Source organism: Flavobacterium chungangense LMG 26729 (genome assembly GCF_000735715.2).
Taxonomy (GTDB): Bacteria; Bacteroidota; Bacteroidia; order Flavobacteriales; family Flavobacteriaceae; genus Flavobacterium; species Flavobacterium chungangense.
In genome coordinates, this window is record NZ_JASY01000003.1 from 127,487 (window position 1) to 146,497 (window position 19,011).

A 19,011-nucleotide genomic window follows, 5' to 3' on the forward strand; every position below is an offset into this window, starting at 1 on the left:
CCTTTAAAACTTAACGAACCCTTTTCTTCCTATTCGTTTCATAATCCTCAAAAATCATTTCTCCCAAACCTTTTAGTCCGGTGTAAAATGCTTTTCCCTGATTGGCTTCGGTAAAATGATTCACAAATCGCTGTAAATAAGGATCTCTGGCAATCATAAAAGTTGTAATCGGAATGTGTAATTTTCTAGCCTGTTGTGCCTGTGTGTAGCATTTATCAACAATATATTCGTCCAGGCCATTGCTGTTCATATAATATGAACCGTCACGCTCACGTACACAGCTTGGTTTTCCGTCGGTAATCATGAAAATTTGCTTATTTGTATTTCGTTTTCTACGCAAAATATCCATTGCCAATTGTAAACCTGCAACGGTATTGGTATGATAAGGACCAACCTGCAAATACGGCAAATCTTTAATTGGAATTGTCCAGGCATCGTTTCCAAAAACCAAAATATCAAGTGTATCTTTTGGATAACGTGTTGTGATTAATTCGGCCAAAGCCATTGCTACCTTTTTAGCAGGTGTGATCCGGTCTTCGCCATACAAAATCATACTGTGACTAATGTCAATCATTAAAACGGTACTCATTTGTGCTTTGAACTGGGTTTCTTCAACAACCAGGTCATTTTCGGTCAGCATGAAACTTTCAGCGCCATTGTTTATTTGTGCATTTCTCAAACTTTCTGTCAAAGAAATACGTTCTATACCGTCTCCGAAATTAAACTCACGGAATTCACCGGTATGTTCGTCTCCGTTTCCGGCATGTTTGGTTTTGTGATTTCCGCTTCCTGCGCGTTTTAAGTTTCCGAAAATCTGATCTAAAGCCTGCTGGCGAATAGCCCTTTCTGTTTTTGCTGTTATTCCAAAACCGGAAGTCCCGTCAGGCTTTGCTTCGTCCTTTATATATCCTTTTTTCTTGAGATCTTCAATAAAATCATCGATTGAGTAGTTTTCGTCTGTTAGCTTATATTCCTTATCTAACTCACGAAGCCAGTCTATAGCTTCGTCAAAATCACCCGAAGTATGAGTAATTAACTCTTTGAAAATGCCAAAAAGTTTTTCAAACGGAGACTGAAAAGGCGCTTCGTACGTCTTGAAATAAAAACCTTTTTTAAATTCGTTTTTCATAATTTTAAAAGTACGTTTTTTTAGAATTATGAAAAAAGAAACGTTTACTAATTTTTAGTTAAAGTATTTGAATAAAACGAACAGTAATTAGCGACAATACTGACAATTATTCAAACTTTCCATCAAGATAAAACCATGCACCATTTTCAAATTTAAAAGTCGAAAACTCGTAATGTGTTTGAGGTTTTTGATTACTATCTAAAAAATGAGCTTTGAATTCGACCGTATTTTCGGTAAAACTTAGAATTTCCAGTTTTTGCCATTTATTGTTCACTGCCCATTTCAAAATTTCATTTTTTGAATAAAATTTTCTTTCTGAAACATAAGTTGTTTCCAAAAGATAATCGGCATTATGAGTCACGTAAGCCGAATATCTCGAACGCATCAAAGCTAATGCTGTTGGGGCTTTTTGATTCTTTTCAAAATACAATCCACAACATTTCGCGAACAATAAACCTGTATCGCAAAAGCATTTTTTATTCTCCATCAACCTGCTCTTCGCCGTTAAGTTTTACATGCAGCTGATTCAATAAAACCTGATATCGGCTTATTTCTCTCAACTCTTCATCTTCTTCTGCAAAATCCAGCATTTCATCTAATACTTCACTTACATCAAGCAATTTATTATTCGCTTCTCTATTATTCTCTGCAGCAATCAGATCAATGATTTCCTGTACGCTTGCCTTTAAACTTTCAAATTTCGTATTCATATTTTTTGTTGTTAATCTTTGTTTGCTTCGCCAGTTCGACTAAAGTCTCGGGACAAGTTTCAGGTTTCAGGTTGCGTAACGTAACTTGAAACTTTACTCTTCAGTTTTGTTTTCGTTAAACTTTTTAATAATTTCTTTTAGCTTTTCTTTCCTAGCAATTTCTGCCTGTTTTACTTTGTTTTGGGCTTTATGCAATTTGTCATTATGCTTCTTGATATTCCTTTCGTTGTTGCGTCCCATTATATTTCTCTTTTAATTTCGTCTAAAGTCTTCTCTGTATAAATCAACTCCTCAATGATTTGCTTTCTTAAATCTGCAATATCATCATAGTCAAAATGTTTTGCCCAGGATGTCAGCTGTTGCAGATTCCGGATTTGTTTGATACGCTTTGTGGTTTCAAAACTCGTTCTCAGAATTGCTTTTTTATCATAATCCGAATTATTCTTGTGCTGATAAATTACGGTGTCTTTATCATAATCCGCTTCGATATAATACAACTTTTCTTCAGCATTATCCGGGTAAAATTCATTCCACGCAGCAAAACCTGTTTTTGTTTTAGAAGGAGTTTCCGGCTCCATGGCAATTAATCTCCACTTACTGTTGGCTAATCTTCCCCAATGATTCGAAACACGGTACATTCCGGCTTCGGTATAATAATAAGTGCTTCCTGCTTTGCTTTCAAACTGAACTTTCAATCCTTTAACGGCTTCCGGCAAGACTTCATTAAAAACACAAAATGTATTTTTGAAGGAATTAGGATGTGGCTTAAAGTTTTTTTGCATGTGCAAATATACTGAGATTGTCACGAACTCCCTAAAACAAACCAAATTTGATTAACTTTGCAGCTCAATTTAAAATAAAAAAACTATGTCTAAAGATTCACAAGAAAAAATGCCGCAAAAAGGAGTTTATACCGGCATCATCGAAAAAGATGAAAACAACAATTATTTTTGTGGTCAATATCTTTTAGATTATAAAATCGTACAATCTAACTTTAAAGAAGGTGATTGGATCACAATTAAGTCGGTTATCGAAAACCCAAGCGATATCAGTTATGATAAATATCCGAAAAAATCGAAAAATTTCGATAAGGCCAATCATAAACCTGAGAATAAATAATTAAAATTTGTTTCAAGTTTTTTTGTTTCAAGTTTCAGGTTAAAATCTAAACGTCTTATAAAAACAAGTGCCCTAGCCCCGATAAAAGTGAAAATCCTTTTTTGCCGGTGTTCGGCATAAAAGATTGTAACGGATAGCGGGAATCAGCTCCTTGTTTTTTTACATTATCTAATTTTCTAATTGACTCATTATCTAATTTTTGCTTATTTTCTGAATATTTTTTCGATCAAAAGTAAAAAGTTAAAAAAAAGTGTACCTTTGCAAAAAATTTGTCTTTTTGAACAATTAACATCAATTTCAAACTAATAGACAAGTAGTTACCTTTATTTATGAAAAAAATAGTTGAATACAGAAAGTTACTAAACGTAGACAAAACTGCAGAATTAAAAGATTTAAAAACCATTTATCGTAATGCGATGAAAGAATCTCATCCTGATAAATTTCAGGGAGATGATGCCGGTTTGAAAGCTGCAGAAGAAAAAAGTAAAGCTATCATTGAGGCATACCACTTTTTAGTGAGTATTAATCCTGAGACGATTAAAGCTAATTTACCTGAATACACTGAAACGATTTCGACTTGTTCAATTACAGATTATAAGTTTGTTGAAGGTCGTTTGATCATCGATTTTTCTAACGGAAGTGTTTACGAATACATTAGTGTTCCAAAAGCTACTTACGTAAAAATGGTTAATGCAGATTCTCCTGGAAGATTCGCAAAAAGACACATTTTGAACTCTTTTACCTGGAGAAAGAAAACAAATCAGGAATAGAAATTCTACAATACTATTTTCAAAAGCATTCTGACAACAGAATGCTTTTTTTATGCTAAAAAGTGATAAAATCATTGATTTAATTCTGAATAATAAAATTATTAGCTTTTTTTTAATTAAAAAAAAGCAATTAAAACGCTATATATAAAGCAGTTGACATAAAAAAAACTATAACAAAATTTTAGGTAGTAAAATTATTGATGTTCTATATTTTTAAATACTTTTGTTGCACAAATCAATTAACTAATTAATTTTTTATAATGAAAAAAATATTTTTTTTACTTACCGCTTCTGCAGCGATAATTTCTTGCAGTAAAGTTAAAGACGGAGAATTCCTTATCACCGGAACTGCAAAAGGAATTGAGAACGGAAAAACAATAATTCTTCAAGGGCAGGATCCAACAACAATGGCTCCTTTAGCACTTGACACTGTTAAAGTTGAAAATGGAAAATTTGAAATAAAAGGAAAAGTTACTGAGCCTGCTTTTCACACTTTGATTGTTCAGGATTTACAAGGTCCGGTTCCGTTTATCTTAGAAACTGGTGAAATTAAAATTGAAGTTGATAAAGATAGTATTCACAAATCAAAAATTTCAGGAACTTACAGTAATGACGAGTATGTAAAATTCAACGAAGATCTTACTAAAGTTCAAAAAAGATTAATGGATTTTCAGAAAAAAAATACGCAAACTATGCAGGCTGCTCAGCAAAAACAAGACACAGCAGTTATCAATGGTTTAATGAAAGAATATATGGCTATTCAAACTGATGTTCAGGCTGAATCTAAAAAGAAATACACAGCTTATGCTGAAACTCACCCAAAATCATTTATCTCAGCTTTAATTATCCAAAGTTTAATTAATGACCCTGCGGCAGATTTCAAAAAAACAGAAGCTTTATACAACTCTTTAGATGAGTCTTTAAAAAACACAAAGCCTGGAAAAGCTATTAAAGAAAAAATTGGCCAAATGAAAATGCCTGCAGTAGGTGCATCAGCTCCTCCGGTTGGCAGCGCTAAATGAAGATCAGATTTTTCAGCTCCTAATCCTGAAGGCAAAACAGTATCACTCAAAGAAAGTTTAGGAAAAGTAACAATTGTAGATTTTTGGGCTTCATGGTGCGGACCATGCAGAAAAGAAAACCCAAATGTTGTAGCAATATACAAAGAACTGCACTCGAAAGGACTGAACATTATAGGTGTTTCTTTAGACAAGGAAGCATCAGCCTGGAAAGAAGCCATAGCAAAAGACAATTTAAGCTGGACACAGGTTTCAAATTTAAAATACTGGGAAGAACCTATTGCAAAGCAATATAATGTACAATCTATCCCTGCAACCTTTATACTTGATTCATCAGGAAAAGTCGTTGCACAGGATTTAAGAGGTCCTGAATTAAGAGCAAAAATTTTAGAGCTTTTAGCAAAATAATACCAACAAAAAAACTCCAGATTTTCATCTGGAGTTTTTTTTTATGTCTAAAAGTAAATTTTAATTACTTTACAAATTCAATTTTTTGAACTTCTTCTTCGTTAACACTATCGAAGAATCCTTGTTCATTCATCCAGTCATCACTGAATACCTTACTCATGTAGCGAGAGCCATGATCAGGAAAAATAGCAATAATATTACTGTCTTTTGTAAATTCTCCTTCTTCTGCATACTGCTTAATTGCCTGCATTACAGCACCTGAAGTATACCCTACAAATAAACCTTCTTTACGGGTAATTTCTCTGGCTGTATGAGCACTCTCTTCATCCGTTACTTTCATGAACTTATCGATAATATCAAAATCAGTTGCTGAAGGAATTAAATTCTTCCCTAAGCCTTCAATTCTATATGGATATATTTCTTTATTATCGAATTCTCTTGTTTCATGATATTTTTTCAATACCGATCCAAAAGCATCAACACCTAGGATTTTAATATTTGGATTTTGTTCTTTTAAGAATTTTGCAGTCCCTGAGATTGTTCCCCCGGTTCCGCTACAAGCAACAAGGTGAGTAATTTGTCCTTTGGTCTGTTTCCAGATTTCAGGACCAGTAGTATTGTAGTGTGCATCAATATTTAGCTGATTAAAATATTGATTAATATAAACAGAACCTTTTGTTTCTTCATGTAAACGTTTTGCAACGTTGTAATACGATCTTTCATCATCTGCTGAAACGTGAGCCGGGCAAACATAAACTTTTGCCCCTAAACTTCTCAACATGTCAATTTTATCTTTGGATGATTTTGAGCTTACTGCCAATATACAGTTGTAACCTTTTATAATACTTACCATAGCCAAACTAAAACCTGTATTTCCGGATGTTGTTTCAATTATGGTATCACCTGGAGATAAAATCCCTCTTTTCTCAGCTTCTTCAATAATATATAATGCTATTCTATCTTTTGACGAATGTCCCGGATTAAAAGCTTCTACCTTTGCGTAGAAATTTCCTTCTAACCCTTCGGTGACTTTATTTAGTTTAATAAGTGGGGTATTACCTATTAACTCTAAAACATTATTATAAGCATTTATTTCTTCTTTCATAAAAAAATAGTTAATCAAAGGTAATTTTAAATAACCTTGATAGGTTGCAAATTTAACAAAAAATTTCTAATTAGCTTTGTATTTTCTCTAAATCTAATAAAAAACTAAATTCCTTTGCTAAGTCTTTTAAAGCTTGAAAACGCCCTGAAGCCCCGCCATGACCAGCATCCATGTTAGTATCTAAAAACAGTACAGTGTCATTTGTTTTTAAACTCCTAAGTTTAGCCACCCATTTGGCTGGTTCCCAATATTGAACCTGCGAATCATGCAATCCGGTAGAAACATACATATTAGGATATTTTTGCTCTTTTACATTATCATATGGCGAATACGACAACATATAATCATAATATTTTTTATTATTTGGGTTACCCCATTCGTCATACTCTCCTGTTGTCAGCGGAATACTGTCATCCAACATTGTCGTAATAACATCTACAAAAGGCACCTGAGCAATAACTCCGTTATATAATTCAGGGGCTTCATTTACGATAACGCCCATCAAAAGTCCTCCAGCAGATCCTCCCTCTGCATATAAATGTTTAGCAGAAGTATATTTCTCGTTTATTACAAATTTAGAGCAATCAATGAAATCTGTAAAGGTATTTTTCTTTTTTAACAGTTTTCCATCTTCATACCATTGCCTTCCCAAGTCTTCACCTCCTCTAATATGGGCTATAGCGAACACAAATCCGCGATCAAGCAAAGAAAGTCTTGTTGATGAAAAATAAGTATCCATCGTGATTCCGTATGAACCATACGCATATAGCAATAACGGATTTTTACCATCTTTCTCTAGTCCTTTACGGTAAATCATAGAAATAGGCACTTTAACTCCATCTCTCGCTGTTACCCAGACTCTTTCTTCGATGTAATTGTTTTTATCAAATTTCCCACCTAAAACCTCTTGCTCTTTTAAGATTTCTTTGGTTTTCGTTTTCATATTAAAATCAATTACAGACGATGGCGTTGCCAGCGATTGGTAGCTGTAACGCAAAACATCCGTATCAAAATCAACATTTGTTGTAGTATAAGCGTTGTATGTTTCACTTCCAAAAGGCAAATAATAATCCGGTTCGTCATTCCATGGCATGATTCGGATATGATTTAAGCCGTTTGAGCGTTCTTCAACCACTAAATAATTTTTGAATATTTCGATATCTTCCAATAAAACATCTTCACGATGTGGAATAAGATCTTTCCAGAATTTTTTCTCTGTTCTGTTTTCTGGCGTTTTCATCAACTTAAAGTTGGTTGCCTTATCTTTATTGGTCAAAATATAAAATGAGTCTTCGTAATGCGAAATACTATATTCTAAACCACGAACACGCGTCTGAAATACTGCAAATTCACCATCAGGATTATCCGAATTTAAAATCCTGTATTCTGTCGTTAAAGTACTTCCTGAACCAATAACAATATATTTTCTTGATTTTTCTTTACTTACTGATACATTAAACGTATCATCTGTTTCATTAAAAACCAAAACATCAGTTGCTGCATCTGTATTTAATTTATGTCTGAATACCTTATCAGATCGTAAAGTAACTTCGTCTTGTCTGACATAAAAAATGGTATTGTTATCATTTGCCCAAACTGATTCTCCGGTTGCATTTTCTATTTTATCTGCGAGAATTTCTCCGGTTTCTAAGTTTTTAATCTGAATTGTATAAATTCTTCTCCCCACAATATCAACAGCAAAACTCGCAAATTTGTTATCGGGACTAACACTTAAACCTCCTAATTTAAAGTAAGCATGATCTTTTGCCAATTCATTGCAATTGAACATGATTTCTTCTTCAGCAGAAAGACTTCCTTTTTTTCTTGAAAAAATAGGATAATCCTGTCCTGTTTCAAAACGGGTAATATAGTAATACCCATTATAGAAATAAGGAACAGAAGAATCATCTTCCTTAATTCTGCCTTTCATCTCCTCGTATAAAGCATCCTGAAGACCTTTAGTGTGCGAGGTCATACTTTCATAGTAGGCATTTTCCTGTTTTAGATAATCAATAACCTTCGGATTCTCTCTGTCATTGAGCCAAAAATAATTATCGATTCGGACTTCTTTATGCTTTTTTAATGATTTAGGAATTAATTTGGCTTGTGGAGCCGGTATATTGTTTAGCATTGATTGGGCATTGGTTTTTATATGAGACACGGCAAAAATAACACATAGAGAGTAGAACAGGATTAATTTTTTCATAAAATATTACTTTATTATATATTGTAATAAACTAATTTTGTTGAAATAATTTAAAATCAACAAAAATGGATTTAATGGGAATGATGGGAAAACTTAAAGAAACCCAACAAAAAATTGAAGATACAAAAAAACGCTTAGATACAGTTTTAATTGATGAGCAAAGTGCCGACGGATTATTAAAAGTAACATTAACAGCAAACAGAAAAGTAAAATCAATTTCTATTGATGACTCTTTACTTGAAGATAAAGAACAATTGGAAGATTATTTAATTGTGACGCTAAATAAAGCAATTGAAAAAGCAACCAGGGTAAACGAACAAGAGCTTGATGCTGTTGCTAAAATGGATATGCCAATGATTCCGGGAATGGATAATCTTTTTAAGTAATCTAAACTACATATGAAACTAACATACAAAACTCTGGCAATTACTTTTGCCAGTTTATTTTTATTTTCCTGCGTAAATGATCCATCAAACCCAAAGGATGATGATTTTAGTTATTTAACTGTAGATCAATGGGGGCAAATAAATAAAATAGGAAACAATAGTGGAAAAATAACGTCTTACGATCATTTCGATGGCATAAAAACCAATATCATCAATTTAAATACTGTTGCTTCCAATACAGATAAAATCTTTTTAGTCGAACATTACCCGGCACCAAATGATAATCTTTTTATTTTTGATAGAATAACAAGAAAAACAACATCAAAAAAATTAATTTATCCAAATGAGATAGCCGGCGATGAGCCCTCTCTCATTTCACTAACGTGGGATGAATCAAAAAAAACACTTTATGGAATTGTAATACGAGATCTTTATAATACTGCTAAAAACAATTCATATTTTGTAAAAATTGATCCCAATACTTTCGAAGTTTCTTATTTAGGCTTAAATTTTGACCAAAGTACCTCGCAATCAAGTTTTTTAAACGGGAATAAACTTTACAGCACCAACTGGACTAAGAATACCTTTGAAATTAACACGGATGATTATACTGCAAAAAAAGTATCATTATTTGATAATTCAAACTCATTATTCTGCAAAGCTGCATCATATAATAGCGACATTGCATATTGCTTAAAAAGCAACAGCCAAAGCGGAACTGCAACAATTACAAAAATTAATTTAGCAGATAACTCTTATGAAGATTTTTTAGAAAATGAAACTTTAAGAATTGGAGGTATTTCGCAGGGTAAAGGTTTTATAGATAAATCAACCTCTGAATACCTCTGCTATTTACAAAAAGATTCTGATTATGTTTTATTAACATACAATATCTTAACAAAAAAACATAAATATTTAAAACTTAAATCAGATAAATCAATAATTAATGCGCTTACTATTATTGATAGGGTAAGTAATTAAAAAAAAGCAGGATTTAAATCCTGCTTTTTTTTAAAACAAATATAAAAACTACAGAAATTAAAACTTCTGAAGCGTCTCAATCACATAGGTATGCATTACTTCTTTATAATCCAAATGTGTTACAATTCTAAGTTTATTGTGTCCCATAGAACTAATAAGGATATTTTTCTGTTTTAATTTCTCTATTAAAAGTTTATCACTATACCCTTCTGCCAGAGAAAAAATTAAAATATTAGTTTCTACAGGTTCGATTGCCGCAATCCATGACTTCGTACTTAAAACTGCTGCAATCTCCTTAGCTCTGCGGTGATCTTCGGCTAGTCTTTCTATATTATGTGCCAACGCATACAATCCTGCTGCAGCTAAATAACCAACCTGACGCATCCCACCACCCAGTATCTTCCTGATTCTTAACGCTCTGTGAATATCTGCTTTGGTTCCTAACAGAATTGACCCTATTGGAGCCCCCAATCCTTTTGACAAACAAACTGAAATAGTATCGAAAATAGCTCCAAATTCTTTGGGATTCTGCCTTTTTGCAACCAATGCATTCCAAATTCTGGCTCCATCCAGATGAAACTTCAAATTATTGGCATCACAAACTTTTTTTATTTCCCATAAATCTTCCAGTTCATAACAGGCTCCTCCACCTTTATTGGTAGTATTTTCTACACAAACCAAACTCGTTAACGGACTGTGATAAAACTCCGGATCATTGATCGCAGCAGCAACTTGTGATGCTTTTATCATTCCTCTGTCTCCATCTAATAAACAGCATGAAACTCCGCTATTGAAAGAAACTCCACCGCCTTCATAATGATAAACATGAGCATACTTGTCCGCAATTAATTGTTCTCCGGGTTGGGTGTGAAGTTTAATTGCGGCTTGATTCGCCATAGTTCCTGACGGAAAAAAAAGCCCAGCCTCCATACCAAAAAATTCAGCTACCCTGGTCTCTAATTCGATAACCGTTGGATCTTGCCTGTATACATCATCGCCAACATGAGCGTTGAACATATACTGCAGCATTTCGTAGCTAGGCTTGGTAATAGTATCGCTGATTAAATTTATTTCCATATTCTAAAAACTATATCTTATTTTTGTAGTGCAAAATTACGTATAACTGATAGTTATTAACAGCGAGTTTTAATAAATTTTAACTTGCGGTTTATTACTCAACCAAATTAACGTAATATTTGTAAAAAACATATAAAACTATTATTAATTTATGACAACAGCCGAACAAGTAAAAGGTATTGTGGAGCGCCTTGGTGCGTTGAGGAGGTATCTTTGACGTTGATGCCAAGCTAATCGAAATTGCAAACGAAGAAGAAAAAACTTTTGCTCCTGATTTTTGGAACAAACCAAAAGAAGCAGAAATCATTGTAAAAAATCTTCGAAACAAAAAAAAATGGATCGAAGATTACAATAAAGCTGTCGAACTCACAGATGAACTTCAGCTTGCTTATGATTTTTATAAAGAAGGAGAACTTTCTGTAGAGGAATTGGATGAAAATTACAATACAACGCAGCTGCACATTGAAAACATCGAATTTAAAAACATGCTTTCTGACGAAGGCGACAGCCTTAGCGCAGTAGTTCAGATTACTGCCGGTGCAGGCGGAACAGAAAGTTGTGACTGGGCTGGAATGCTGATGCGTATGTACATGATGTGGGGAGAAAGTTATGGCTATAAAATAAAGGAACTTAACTTTCAGGAAGGTGATGTTGCCGGAATAAAAACCGTAACTTTAGAATTCGAAGGTGATTATTCTTTTGGCTATCTGAAAGGTGAAAATGGTGTACACCGTCTGGTTAGAATTTCTCCTTTTGACAGTAATGCCAAACGACATACATCATTTGTATCTGTTTATGTCTATCCTCTTGTCGATGACAGTATTGAAATTGATATTAATCCTGCGGATATTGAGATTACAACTTCTCGTTCCAGCGGTGCCGGAGGACAAAATGTAAACAAAGTTGAAACGAAAGTCCAATTGGTACACAAACCAACCGGAATTCAGATTCAGTGTTCAGAAACACGCTCCCAGCAGGATAACAGACAGCGTGCCATGCAGATGCTTCGTTCTCAATTGTATGAAATTGAATTGAAAAAACAGCAGGCCCAACGTGCAGATATTGAAGCCGGAAAGATGAAAATCGAATGGGGTTCGCAAATACGTAATTATGTAATGCAGCCTTATAAATTGGTAAAAGATGTTCGTACCGGTTATGAAACCAGTGATGTTGATGGCGTTATGAACGGAAATATTGATCCGTTTTTAAAAGCTTTCTTAATGATGATGGGGCAAAAAGAAGAGGAATAAATTTAATCCATTTAAAAATTTTACCGTTAAGGCATTAAGATTCTAAGCATTGCTTAGCTTATTTTTCTTAATACCTTAACGGTTAACTTCAAAAAATAATTTCATTTAAAGTATACTATTATGATTAAATGGGCAGACGTAATTCATTTTACAAATAAAGGAAATCCAACTCCGGATAAAAGAGTTGAAAAAACAGAAGAAGAATGGAAACAGCTTTTAACTCCTGAAGAGTATCAGGTAACCCGTTTAAAAGGCACTGAAAGATCTTTCAGTTCTGAACTTTGCAGTCTGTTTGATCCGGGAATATATGAATGTAAATGTTGCGGTACTTTACTTTTTGACGCATCTGAAAAATTTGAATCAGGAACAGGCTGGCCTTCTTTTACGCAACCAATCAAAGAAAATGCTATTGGCTATCATGCCGACAAATCATACGGAATGATTCGTGTTGAAGTAGTCTGCAATACCTGCGATGCACATTTAGGGCATGTTTTCCCTGATGGACCTCAACCAAGCGGGCTAAGATATTGCATAAATGCTGTTTCACTTTCTAAAGTAAAATAATAAAAAACACCTAGCAATTCCTTTTAAAAATGAATTGCTTTTTTTTTATTCTTGAAATGCTTAACAAAAAAATGTAAGTTACTGCTTATCAATAACAAAACAACTCATTTTTACTTAGTAAAAATACTGAATTATAGTCTGTTATACTTTATATCCCTCCAACGAACACGATAAGCAAAATTAAAAAATCATTAGAAAACAACTTAATAAATGTTAAAATTTCAATATATATTCATAATTTTAAACAAACTGAAAAAAAATATTAGGTAATTAAAATCTAATTGGTTTTATTTGGCAAAAAATAACCTATAAAGCAATTAATTCATTAGATGAAATCCTATTCAATTCAAGAAATTAACGAAGTCATAAAAGGCGTAATTTATGGCACCACATCTCAGTGTATTACAGCTACAGAGCAATTAGACAAAGCCACCTCTAGTCATATCTCATTTATAGGGAATAAAAAATACGAAAAATTATGGGAAGGTTCGAAAGCTTCCATTGCAGTTGTTAATGAAGATATCTCGATTGAACCTGGAGAAAATCGTGCTTTTATTAAAGTCAAAAATGCGGATTTGGCCATGTCTCAGATTTTAGCTCTTTTTGCTCCGCCTACACCGGTATTTCACAATAATATTCATAAAACAGCAATTATCGATGAAACAGCTATTGTTGGCGAAGGTACACGAATTGGTGCCGGTTGTTATATAGGGCCAAAAGTAGAAATAGGTAAGAATGTTACAATCTATCCAAACGTTACCATTTTAGACGAATGTACCATTGGCAGCAATACTGTTATCTGGTCAGGAACTGTAGTTCGCGAACGTTGTCATATTGGTCAGGAATGTATTATTCATCCAAATGCAACAATTGGAGCTGATGGTTTTGGATTTCGTCCTTGCAGTGAAAAAGGTTTAGTAAAAATTCCACAAATCGGAAATGTAATAATTGGAAACGGAGTTGAAATTGGTGCAAACACATGCGTTGACCGAGGGAAATTTAGTTCAACTGTTCTTGGTGATGGTTGCAAAATTGATAATTTAGTTCAAATTGGGCATAATAGTAAACTTGGTAAATTTTGTATTATGGCCGGAAACAGCGGTTTAGCCGGTTCTGTAACTTTAGGAAATGGGGTTATTATTGGCGGAAGTGCCTCTATAAAAGATCACACCACTATTGGCGACGGAGCTATTGTTGGCGCTGGCTCTGGTGTTACCGGAGATATTCCTGCAGGAAAAACAATGCTCGGATATCCTGCTGTAGAAGCTCGTGACGCATTAAAACAATGGGCTATTTTAAAAAGACTGGTTTGCGATTCTAAAAAATAATCAAATACGTATCAAAATATAAAAAAACAGAAGCTTCGCTTCTGTTTTTTTGTTTATGAGAAGTTTTTAATATTCTATTTAATCATCCGAAAATTATTTATTTTTGGATATCATAGTACTCCTTTATCTCATTTTTAGAGAATATTTTATTACGCAGGTTGCAATTGATTTTGTAAATTAGCCAACACTATTTTGTAAAAACATCAATATAATATGGATTTAAACTTCAATAAAAACGAAGATCACAATAAACTGTTACTTTCTGAATTAAAACAAAAATTTGCCAAAGTAAAATTAGGCGGAGGCGAAAAAAGAATCGAGAAATTACGTGCTGAAGGCAAAATGACAGCCCGTGAACGCATTGATTATTTGTTGGACGAAAATTCTAAAAGTATCGAAATTGGTGGATTCGTTGGAGAAGGAATGTATGCTGAACATGGCGGCTGTCCTTCGGGAGGAGTGGTCATCAAAATAGGATATATCAAAGGTAAACAATGCATAGTTGTTGCCAATGATGCAACAGTTAAAGCCGGTGCCTGGTTTCCTATTACCGGAAAGAAAAATTTACGTGCACAGGAAATTGCCATGGAAAACAGACTGCCCATTATTTATTTAGTAGATAGTGCCGGAGTATATTTGCCATTGCAGGACGAAATTTTTCCGGATAAAGAACATTTCGGACGCATCTTTAGGAATAATGCTCAAATGAGCAGTATGGGAATCACCCAAATTGCTGCCGTTATGGGAAGCTGTGTTGCCGGAGGTGCCTACCTTCCTATTATGAGCGATGAAGCTTTGATCGTAGATAAAACCGGGAGTATTTTTCTTGCCGGAAGTTATTTGGTGAAAGCTGCAATTGGTGAAACTATTGACAATGAAACTTTAGGCGGAGCAACTACACATTGCGAAATCTCTGGTGTTACCGATTATAAAGCAAAAGACGACAAAGACGCATTAGATAAAATCAAAAATATTGTAGATAAGATTGGCGATTATGATAAAGCTGGCTATAGCCGAATCAAAGCTGAAAAACCTGCTTTAGAACCTAAGGATATTTACGGAATCCTGCCAAAAGCCAGAAACGAGCAATACGACATGATGGAAATCATCAATCGCTTGGTTGACAATTCTGATTTTGAGGCTTACAAAGACGGCTATGGTCAAACTATAATAACAGGCTATGCCAGAATTGACGGCTGGGCTGTTGGAATTATTGCGAATCAAAGAAAAGTAGTCAAAACCAAAAAAGGCGAAATGCAGTTTGGCGGTGTAATTTACTCCGACAGCGCTGACAAAGCCACCCGTTTTATTGCAAATTGCAATCAGAAAAAAATCCCATTAGTCTTTTTACAAGATGTTACAGGTTTTATGGTTGGTTCAAAATCTGAACATGGCGGAATTATAAAAGACGGAGCCAAAATGGTCAATGCCGTTAGTAATTCGGTTGTACCCAAATTTACTGTTATTGTAGGTAATTCATACGGAGCAGGAAATTATGCTATGTGCGGAAAAGCCTATGACCCAAGATTAATTTTTGCATGGCCAAGTGCAGAACTGGCAGTTATGGGAGGAACTCAGGCCGCAAAAGTTCTGGCACAAATTGAAGCTTCTTCGCTTAAAGCAAAAGGAGAAATCATAGACGAGGCGAAAGAAGCTGAATTATTCAACAAAATAAAAGCACGTTACGATGAGCAGACTTCTCCATATTATGCCGCTTCAAGATTATGGACAGATGCTATTATTGATCCTCTTGATACACGTACATGGATTTCTATAGGAATCGAAGCTGCCAACCACGCTCCTATTCAAAAACCATTCAATATGGGTGTTATTCAGGTCTGATTTCAAGAATTCTCAGAATGCGTTAAATAAATTGTAAAAAACTTATTTCCAAATACTTAAAAATAAATATATCACTAAAAATTAGTAACTTAGTATATAATTTTTAATCACGTAGCATCATGGAAAATGTAAAAAGTTTGAATAAATGGGCAAATTCGCACACTTATTTACCAGTAGATTTAATACGTATTGTTTTGGGTGTTTTTTTGTTTATGAAAGGAGTTTCATTTGTAACTAATGCTCAATATTTACATGATTTGATTTCTCCTATTGATCAATATGGGGGCGGAATGTTTCTTTTGCATTACATCGCTCCAGCCCACATGATTGGAGGAATAATGATTGTTTTTGGATTGCTGACACGTTGGGCAATTGCAGCTCAGCTACCTATATTATTTGGTGCTGTCCTTGTAAACTTTATGGGACGCATGCACTCCGAAAGCCTGATTTTAGCAATAGTTGTATTATTACTTTGTATTTTCTTCCTATTCTATGGCGGAGGAAAACATTCAGCAGATTATTACTTCAAAATGCAGCAATAACATACCGTATCCTCAACTCATAAAAGTTGAGGATAACTTTTAAGAAGTAATTAGCAATTTAAATTTCATTAATTGTGTTTTATGAATTAAATTCGCCACCATGAATTGGATTCGTAAGGCCGTCATTTTTGTTTCCCTACTAATTTTGGGATTTTTTGCTACTCGGGCAAACCAAATTGCTGTGCACAAAATCGAAAGTCAAAAAACGGACACCAATTTCTCTAAAGATTATACAGATTCCTTAGCCTTTATACAGCCACAGTCAAATTATCAATTTGCTGCAAATATCAAAACAGACTATCCTGCTATAATCAAGTGGTTTGATACTTTGTTAGTTGCTGTACCAGATTATCAGGCAATTAAATCAGCTTCAAACTTTTCAAATCAATTTTTCACTCAGAGCAAAAAGGTTTTACTGATGCTCTACCCCTTCCATTTTTTCTGGTAGTTAAATACATGAATTTCAATCCGAAGAATTCATTCTTCTAAAAAAACAATAAACAGCTACTTATAAACTGTTTATAATTCATTTATTTACCTAATTCAAAAAGACATGGAAACAAGTGTAACCATAATTGGCATTGTGATTGCGATCATAGTAGCCATTCCAATCTATTTTTCAGCACGATCGAACGCTGCAAACAAATCAAAAATTCTAAATATTAAAAAGAAGTTCAATCCAACACATCCACAGGATTTTGATTTAACTGAATCTCAAAGCAATAAAACGCTTACTATAGATCAAAAAAACAGAAAGTTTATCCTGATGAATTTCAATCCAAATCAACAGGAATCAACATTTTTGGATTTAAAGAGTGTTTCTTCCTGTAAATTGACTTTAACTACAGATGGAAATTCAGATACTATTCTCAAAATTGATTTCGAATTTCAGGAAAAGGAAACATCTAAAAAAATTACAATACCATTCTATGATTTTGATGATGACCGCATCAAGCAGATAAGCGCCTACCAGGATCATATGTTTGCAAAAAAATGGCTTAAAATCATTCAAGATTCTATTTCACGTTAGTTATTTAATTCAGAAAAGAGGCTCATCATGAGTCTCTTTTTATTTAGGGTCTAATATGATATTTATCATTTTAATCTTTCAAATGACGAAGTAATTTTGGTATTCTAAAAATGCTTTGTTATGGAAATTTCACTGATTCAAAAATATAATGTTCCGGGACCAAGATATACAAGCTACCCGACTGTTCCTTATTGGAATGAAAACAACTTTACCGAACAAAAATGGGTTAAATCTCTTCAAAAAGCCTTTTCAGAAAGCAATTCACAAAACGGAATCAGTTTATACATTCATCTACCATTCTGCGAAAGCATGTGTACTTTTTGCGGATGCAATAAACGAATTACAAAAAATCATGCTGTCGAAGAAACCTATATTAAAGCGCTTTTGAAAGAATGGAGTTTGTACTGCAGACTTCTTCACGAAAAACCAATCATAAAGGAAATTCATCTGGGAGGCGGAACTCCCACATTCTTTTCTAAAAATAATTTAGAACAGCTCATAAATGGTATTTTTTCTTTTGCATTTAAAGCTGAAAAACATGAATTTAGTTTTGAAGGACATCCCAATAACACAACTTACGAACAGCTTAAAAAATTATACGATTTAGGCTTTCGCCGTGTGAGTTTTGGCGTTCAGGATTATGCTGAAAAAGTGCAGAAGGCGATTCACCGTATTCAGCCGTTTCATAATGTTGCCAAAGTTACTTTCTGGGCCAAAGAAATTGGTTATACTTCAATCGGTCACGATATTATATTTGGTTTGCCATTTCAGACCATTGAAGATGTGGTAGATACTGTTGAAAAAACGAACTCTTTAAAACCGGATCGTCTGGCATTTTACAGCTATGCACATACGCCCTGGATAAAAGGAAATGGTCAGCGTGGATTTAATGAAGAAGACCTTCCAAAAGATGCCGAAAAAAGAAAATTATATGAAATTGGAAAACAATTACTTTCTAAAAACGGCTATCACGAAATTGGAATGGATCATTTTGCCTTGACATCCGACAGTTTATACAAAGCCACACAAAACAAGGAACTGCATAGAAATTTCATGGGTTACAGTTCTTCGAAAACGCAGCTTATGATTGGTTTAGGTGTTTCTTCTATCAGCGACAGCTGGTATAGTTTTGCCCAAAACACCAAAAGTCTTGAAGATTATTATCAATTATTAGAATGGGATCAGCTTCCTGTCATCAAAGGGCATGTTTTAACAGATGAAGATTTAATTATCAGAAAACATATCTTGAATTTGACTTGCGAACAGGAAACTTCCTGGAGTGATGAAAGCTTATATTTTAAAGAACTTCCTGCTGTTTTACTGGATTTAAAAGAAATAGAAAACGATGAGTTGATTGTAATTGAAGAAAATACAATTAGAATCACAGAGGCCGGAAGACCATTTGTACGCAACATCTGCATGGCTTTTGATCTGCATTTAAAAAGAAAATCTCCGGAAAAGAATTTGTTTTCGATGACTGTTTAAAAGAGACAGGTTTTTATTTACTTTGAATAGATATTCTTTGTTATAATTAAGATACGCGAA

At 33.9% G+C, this 19,011-nt stretch carries 21 protein-coding genes and 1 pseudogene; 14 read left to right on the forward strand and 8 right to left on the reverse strand.

Translation table 11 applies throughout. The features are described from left to right. Nucleotides 1-10: 10 nt before the first annotated feature. From JE46_RS08220 to JE46_RS08235, 5 genes are all read right to left on the reverse strand, one after another. Nucleotides 11-1,129, reverse strand: coding sequence for a vWA domain-containing protein (locus tag JE46_RS08220; protein WP_031454787.1), 1,119 nt, complete (start codon nucleotides 1,127-1,129; stop codon nucleotides 11-13). Nucleotides 1,130-1,235: 106 nt separating this feature from the next. Then, nucleotides 1,236-1,616 (reverse strand): YchJ family protein, encoded by a 381-nt coding sequence (locus JE46_RS08225; protein WP_031454788.1) that lies wholly within the window; start codon nucleotides 1,614-1,616, stop codon nucleotides 1,236-1,238. Then, the gene (locus tag JE46_RS08230) at nucleotides 1,606-1,839 is read right to left on the reverse strand and encodes a hypothetical protein (RefSeq protein WP_031454789.1); all 234 of its coding nucleotides are present in this window, start codon (nucleotides 1,837-1,839) and stop codon (nucleotides 1,606-1,608) included. Before JE46_RS08230 ends, JE46_RS08225 begins: the two co-directional genes overlap by 11 nt. Before the next feature lie 93 nt (nucleotides 1,840-1,932). After that, entirely contained in the window at nucleotides 1,933-2,079 is a 147-nt protein-coding gene (locus JE46_RS24250) for a hypothetical protein (protein WP_167343422.1), read from the reverse strand. Further along, complete coding sequence (locus JE46_RS08235; protein WP_031454790.1) at nucleotides 2,079-2,621, reverse strand: hypothetical protein; 543 nt, start codon at nucleotides 2,619-2,621, stop codon at nucleotides 2,079-2,081. The genes JE46_RS24250 and JE46_RS08235 overlap by 1 nt, the downstream gene beginning before the upstream one ends. A gap of 85 nt (nucleotides 2,622-2,706) precedes the next feature. On the opposite strand from JE46_RS08235, the gene JE46_RS08240 reads away from it, so the two are divergent. The 4 genes and pseudogenes from JE46_RS08240 to JE46_RS23825 form a co-directional block, all read left to right on the forward strand. Further along, complete coding sequence (locus JE46_RS08240; RefSeq protein ID WP_031454791.1) at nucleotides 2,707-2,958, forward strand: hypothetical protein; 252 nt, start codon at nucleotides 2,707-2,709, stop codon at nucleotides 2,956-2,958. A gap of 329 nt (nucleotides 2,959-3,287) precedes the next feature. After that, nucleotides 3,288-3,728 carry a KTSC domain-containing protein gene (locus tag JE46_RS08245; protein ID WP_026983258.1) on the forward strand — a complete coding sequence of 147 codons (441 nt, stop codon included), beginning with the start codon at nucleotides 3,288-3,290 and terminating at the stop codon, nucleotides 3,726-3,728. A gap of 260 nt (nucleotides 3,729-3,988) precedes the next feature. Further along, entirely contained in the window at nucleotides 3,989-4,750 is a 762-nt protein-coding gene (locus JE46_RS08250) for a DUF4369 domain-containing protein (RefSeq protein WP_031454792.1), read from the forward strand. A gap of 18 nt (nucleotides 4,751-4,768) precedes the next feature. Next, nucleotides 4,769-5,155: pseudogene (locus JE46_RS23825) on the forward strand (peroxiredoxin family protein); the annotation flags it as partial. Nucleotides 5,156-5,219: 64 nt separating this feature from the next. On the opposite strand, the gene JE46_RS08255 reads toward JE46_RS23825, so the two are convergent. Both JE46_RS08255 and JE46_RS08260 read right to left on the reverse strand, forming a co-directional pair. Beyond that, complete coding sequence (locus JE46_RS08255; RefSeq protein WP_031454793.1) at nucleotides 5,220-6,260, reverse strand: PLP-dependent cysteine synthase family protein; 1,041 nt, start codon at nucleotides 6,258-6,260, stop codon at nucleotides 5,220-5,222. A gap of 70 nt (nucleotides 6,261-6,330) precedes the next feature. Next, nucleotides 6,331-8,466, reverse strand: coding sequence for a S9 family peptidase (locus JE46_RS08260; protein ID WP_035136464.1), 2,136 nt, complete (start codon nucleotides 8,464-8,466; stop codon nucleotides 6,331-6,333). A 65-nt stretch (nucleotides 8,467-8,531) separates the two neighbouring features. Between JE46_RS08260 and JE46_RS08265 the strand changes: the two genes are divergently transcribed. Together JE46_RS08265 and JE46_RS08270 are read left to right on the forward strand one after the other, a co-directional pair. After that, entirely contained in the window at nucleotides 8,532-8,852 is a 321-nt protein-coding gene (locus JE46_RS08265) for a YbaB/EbfC family nucleoid-associated protein (RefSeq protein WP_031454795.1), read from the forward strand. Between the two features lie 12 nt (nucleotides 8,853-8,864). Then, entirely contained in the window at nucleotides 8,865-9,833 is a 969-nt protein-coding gene (locus JE46_RS08270) for a hypothetical protein (RefSeq protein ID WP_031454796.1), read from the forward strand. Between the two features lie 57 nt (nucleotides 9,834-9,890). Here JE46_RS08270 and JE46_RS08275 read toward each other — a convergent pair whose 3' ends face one another. After that, a complete protein-coding gene (locus tag JE46_RS08275; protein ID WP_031454797.1) occupies nucleotides 9,891-10,910 on the reverse strand; it encodes a threonine aldolase family protein in 1,020 nt (339 codons plus the stop codon). A 151-nt stretch (nucleotides 10,911-11,061) separates the two neighbouring features. Here JE46_RS08275 and prfB point away from each other — a divergent pair. From prfB to hemN, 8 genes are all read left to right on the forward strand, one after another. Next, nucleotides 11,062-12,160 (forward strand): peptide chain release factor 2 gene (gene prfB, locus JE46_RS08280; RefSeq protein WP_123922078.1). Its coding sequence is split into 2 segments (ribosomal slippage): nucleotides 11,062-11,124 and nucleotides 11,126-12,160, totalling 1,098 coding nucleotides; the frame shifts between segments, so codons are not numbered across the junction. A gap of 120 nt (nucleotides 12,161-12,280) precedes the next feature. Further along, on the forward strand, nucleotides 12,281-12,724 hold the full coding sequence (gene msrB / locus JE46_RS08285; protein WP_031454799.1) for a peptide-methionine (R)-S-oxide reductase MsrB: 444 nt from the start codon (nucleotides 12,281-12,283) through the stop codon (nucleotides 12,722-12,724). Nucleotides 12,725-13,053: 329 nt separating this feature from the next. Beyond that, nucleotides 13,054-14,052, forward strand: coding sequence for a UDP-3-O-(3-hydroxymyristoyl)glucosamine N-acyltransferase (lpxD, locus tag JE46_RS08290; RefSeq protein ID WP_031454800.1), 999 nt, complete (start codon nucleotides 13,054-13,056; stop codon nucleotides 14,050-14,052). 213 nt (nucleotides 14,053-14,265) lie between these two features. After that, nucleotides 14,266-15,894 (forward strand): acyl-CoA carboxylase subunit beta, encoded by a 1,629-nt coding sequence (locus JE46_RS08295; RefSeq protein WP_031454801.1) that lies wholly within the window; start codon nucleotides 14,266-14,268, stop codon nucleotides 15,892-15,894. 119 nt (nucleotides 15,895-16,013) lie between these two features. Further along, nucleotides 16,014-16,436, forward strand: coding sequence for a DoxX family protein (locus JE46_RS08300; protein WP_031454802.1), 423 nt, complete (start codon nucleotides 16,014-16,016; stop codon nucleotides 16,434-16,436). Nucleotides 16,437-16,536: 100 nt separating this feature from the next. Further along, nucleotides 16,537-16,884 carry a hypothetical protein gene (locus JE46_RS08305; RefSeq protein ID WP_031454803.1) on the forward strand — a complete coding sequence of 116 codons (348 nt, stop codon included), beginning with the start codon at nucleotides 16,537-16,539 and terminating at the stop codon, nucleotides 16,882-16,884. 105 nt (nucleotides 16,885-16,989) lie between these two features. Continuing rightward, a complete protein-coding gene (locus tag JE46_RS08310) occupies nucleotides 16,990-17,466 on the forward strand; it encodes a hypothetical protein (protein WP_031454804.1) in 477 nt (158 codons plus the stop codon). A 120-nt stretch (nucleotides 17,467-17,586) separates the two neighbouring features. Beyond that, a complete protein-coding gene (hemN, locus tag JE46_RS08315; RefSeq protein ID WP_031454805.1) occupies nucleotides 17,587-18,951 on the forward strand; it encodes an oxygen-independent coproporphyrinogen III oxidase in 1,365 nt (454 codons plus the stop codon). Nucleotides 18,952-19,011: the final 60 nt, after the last annotated feature.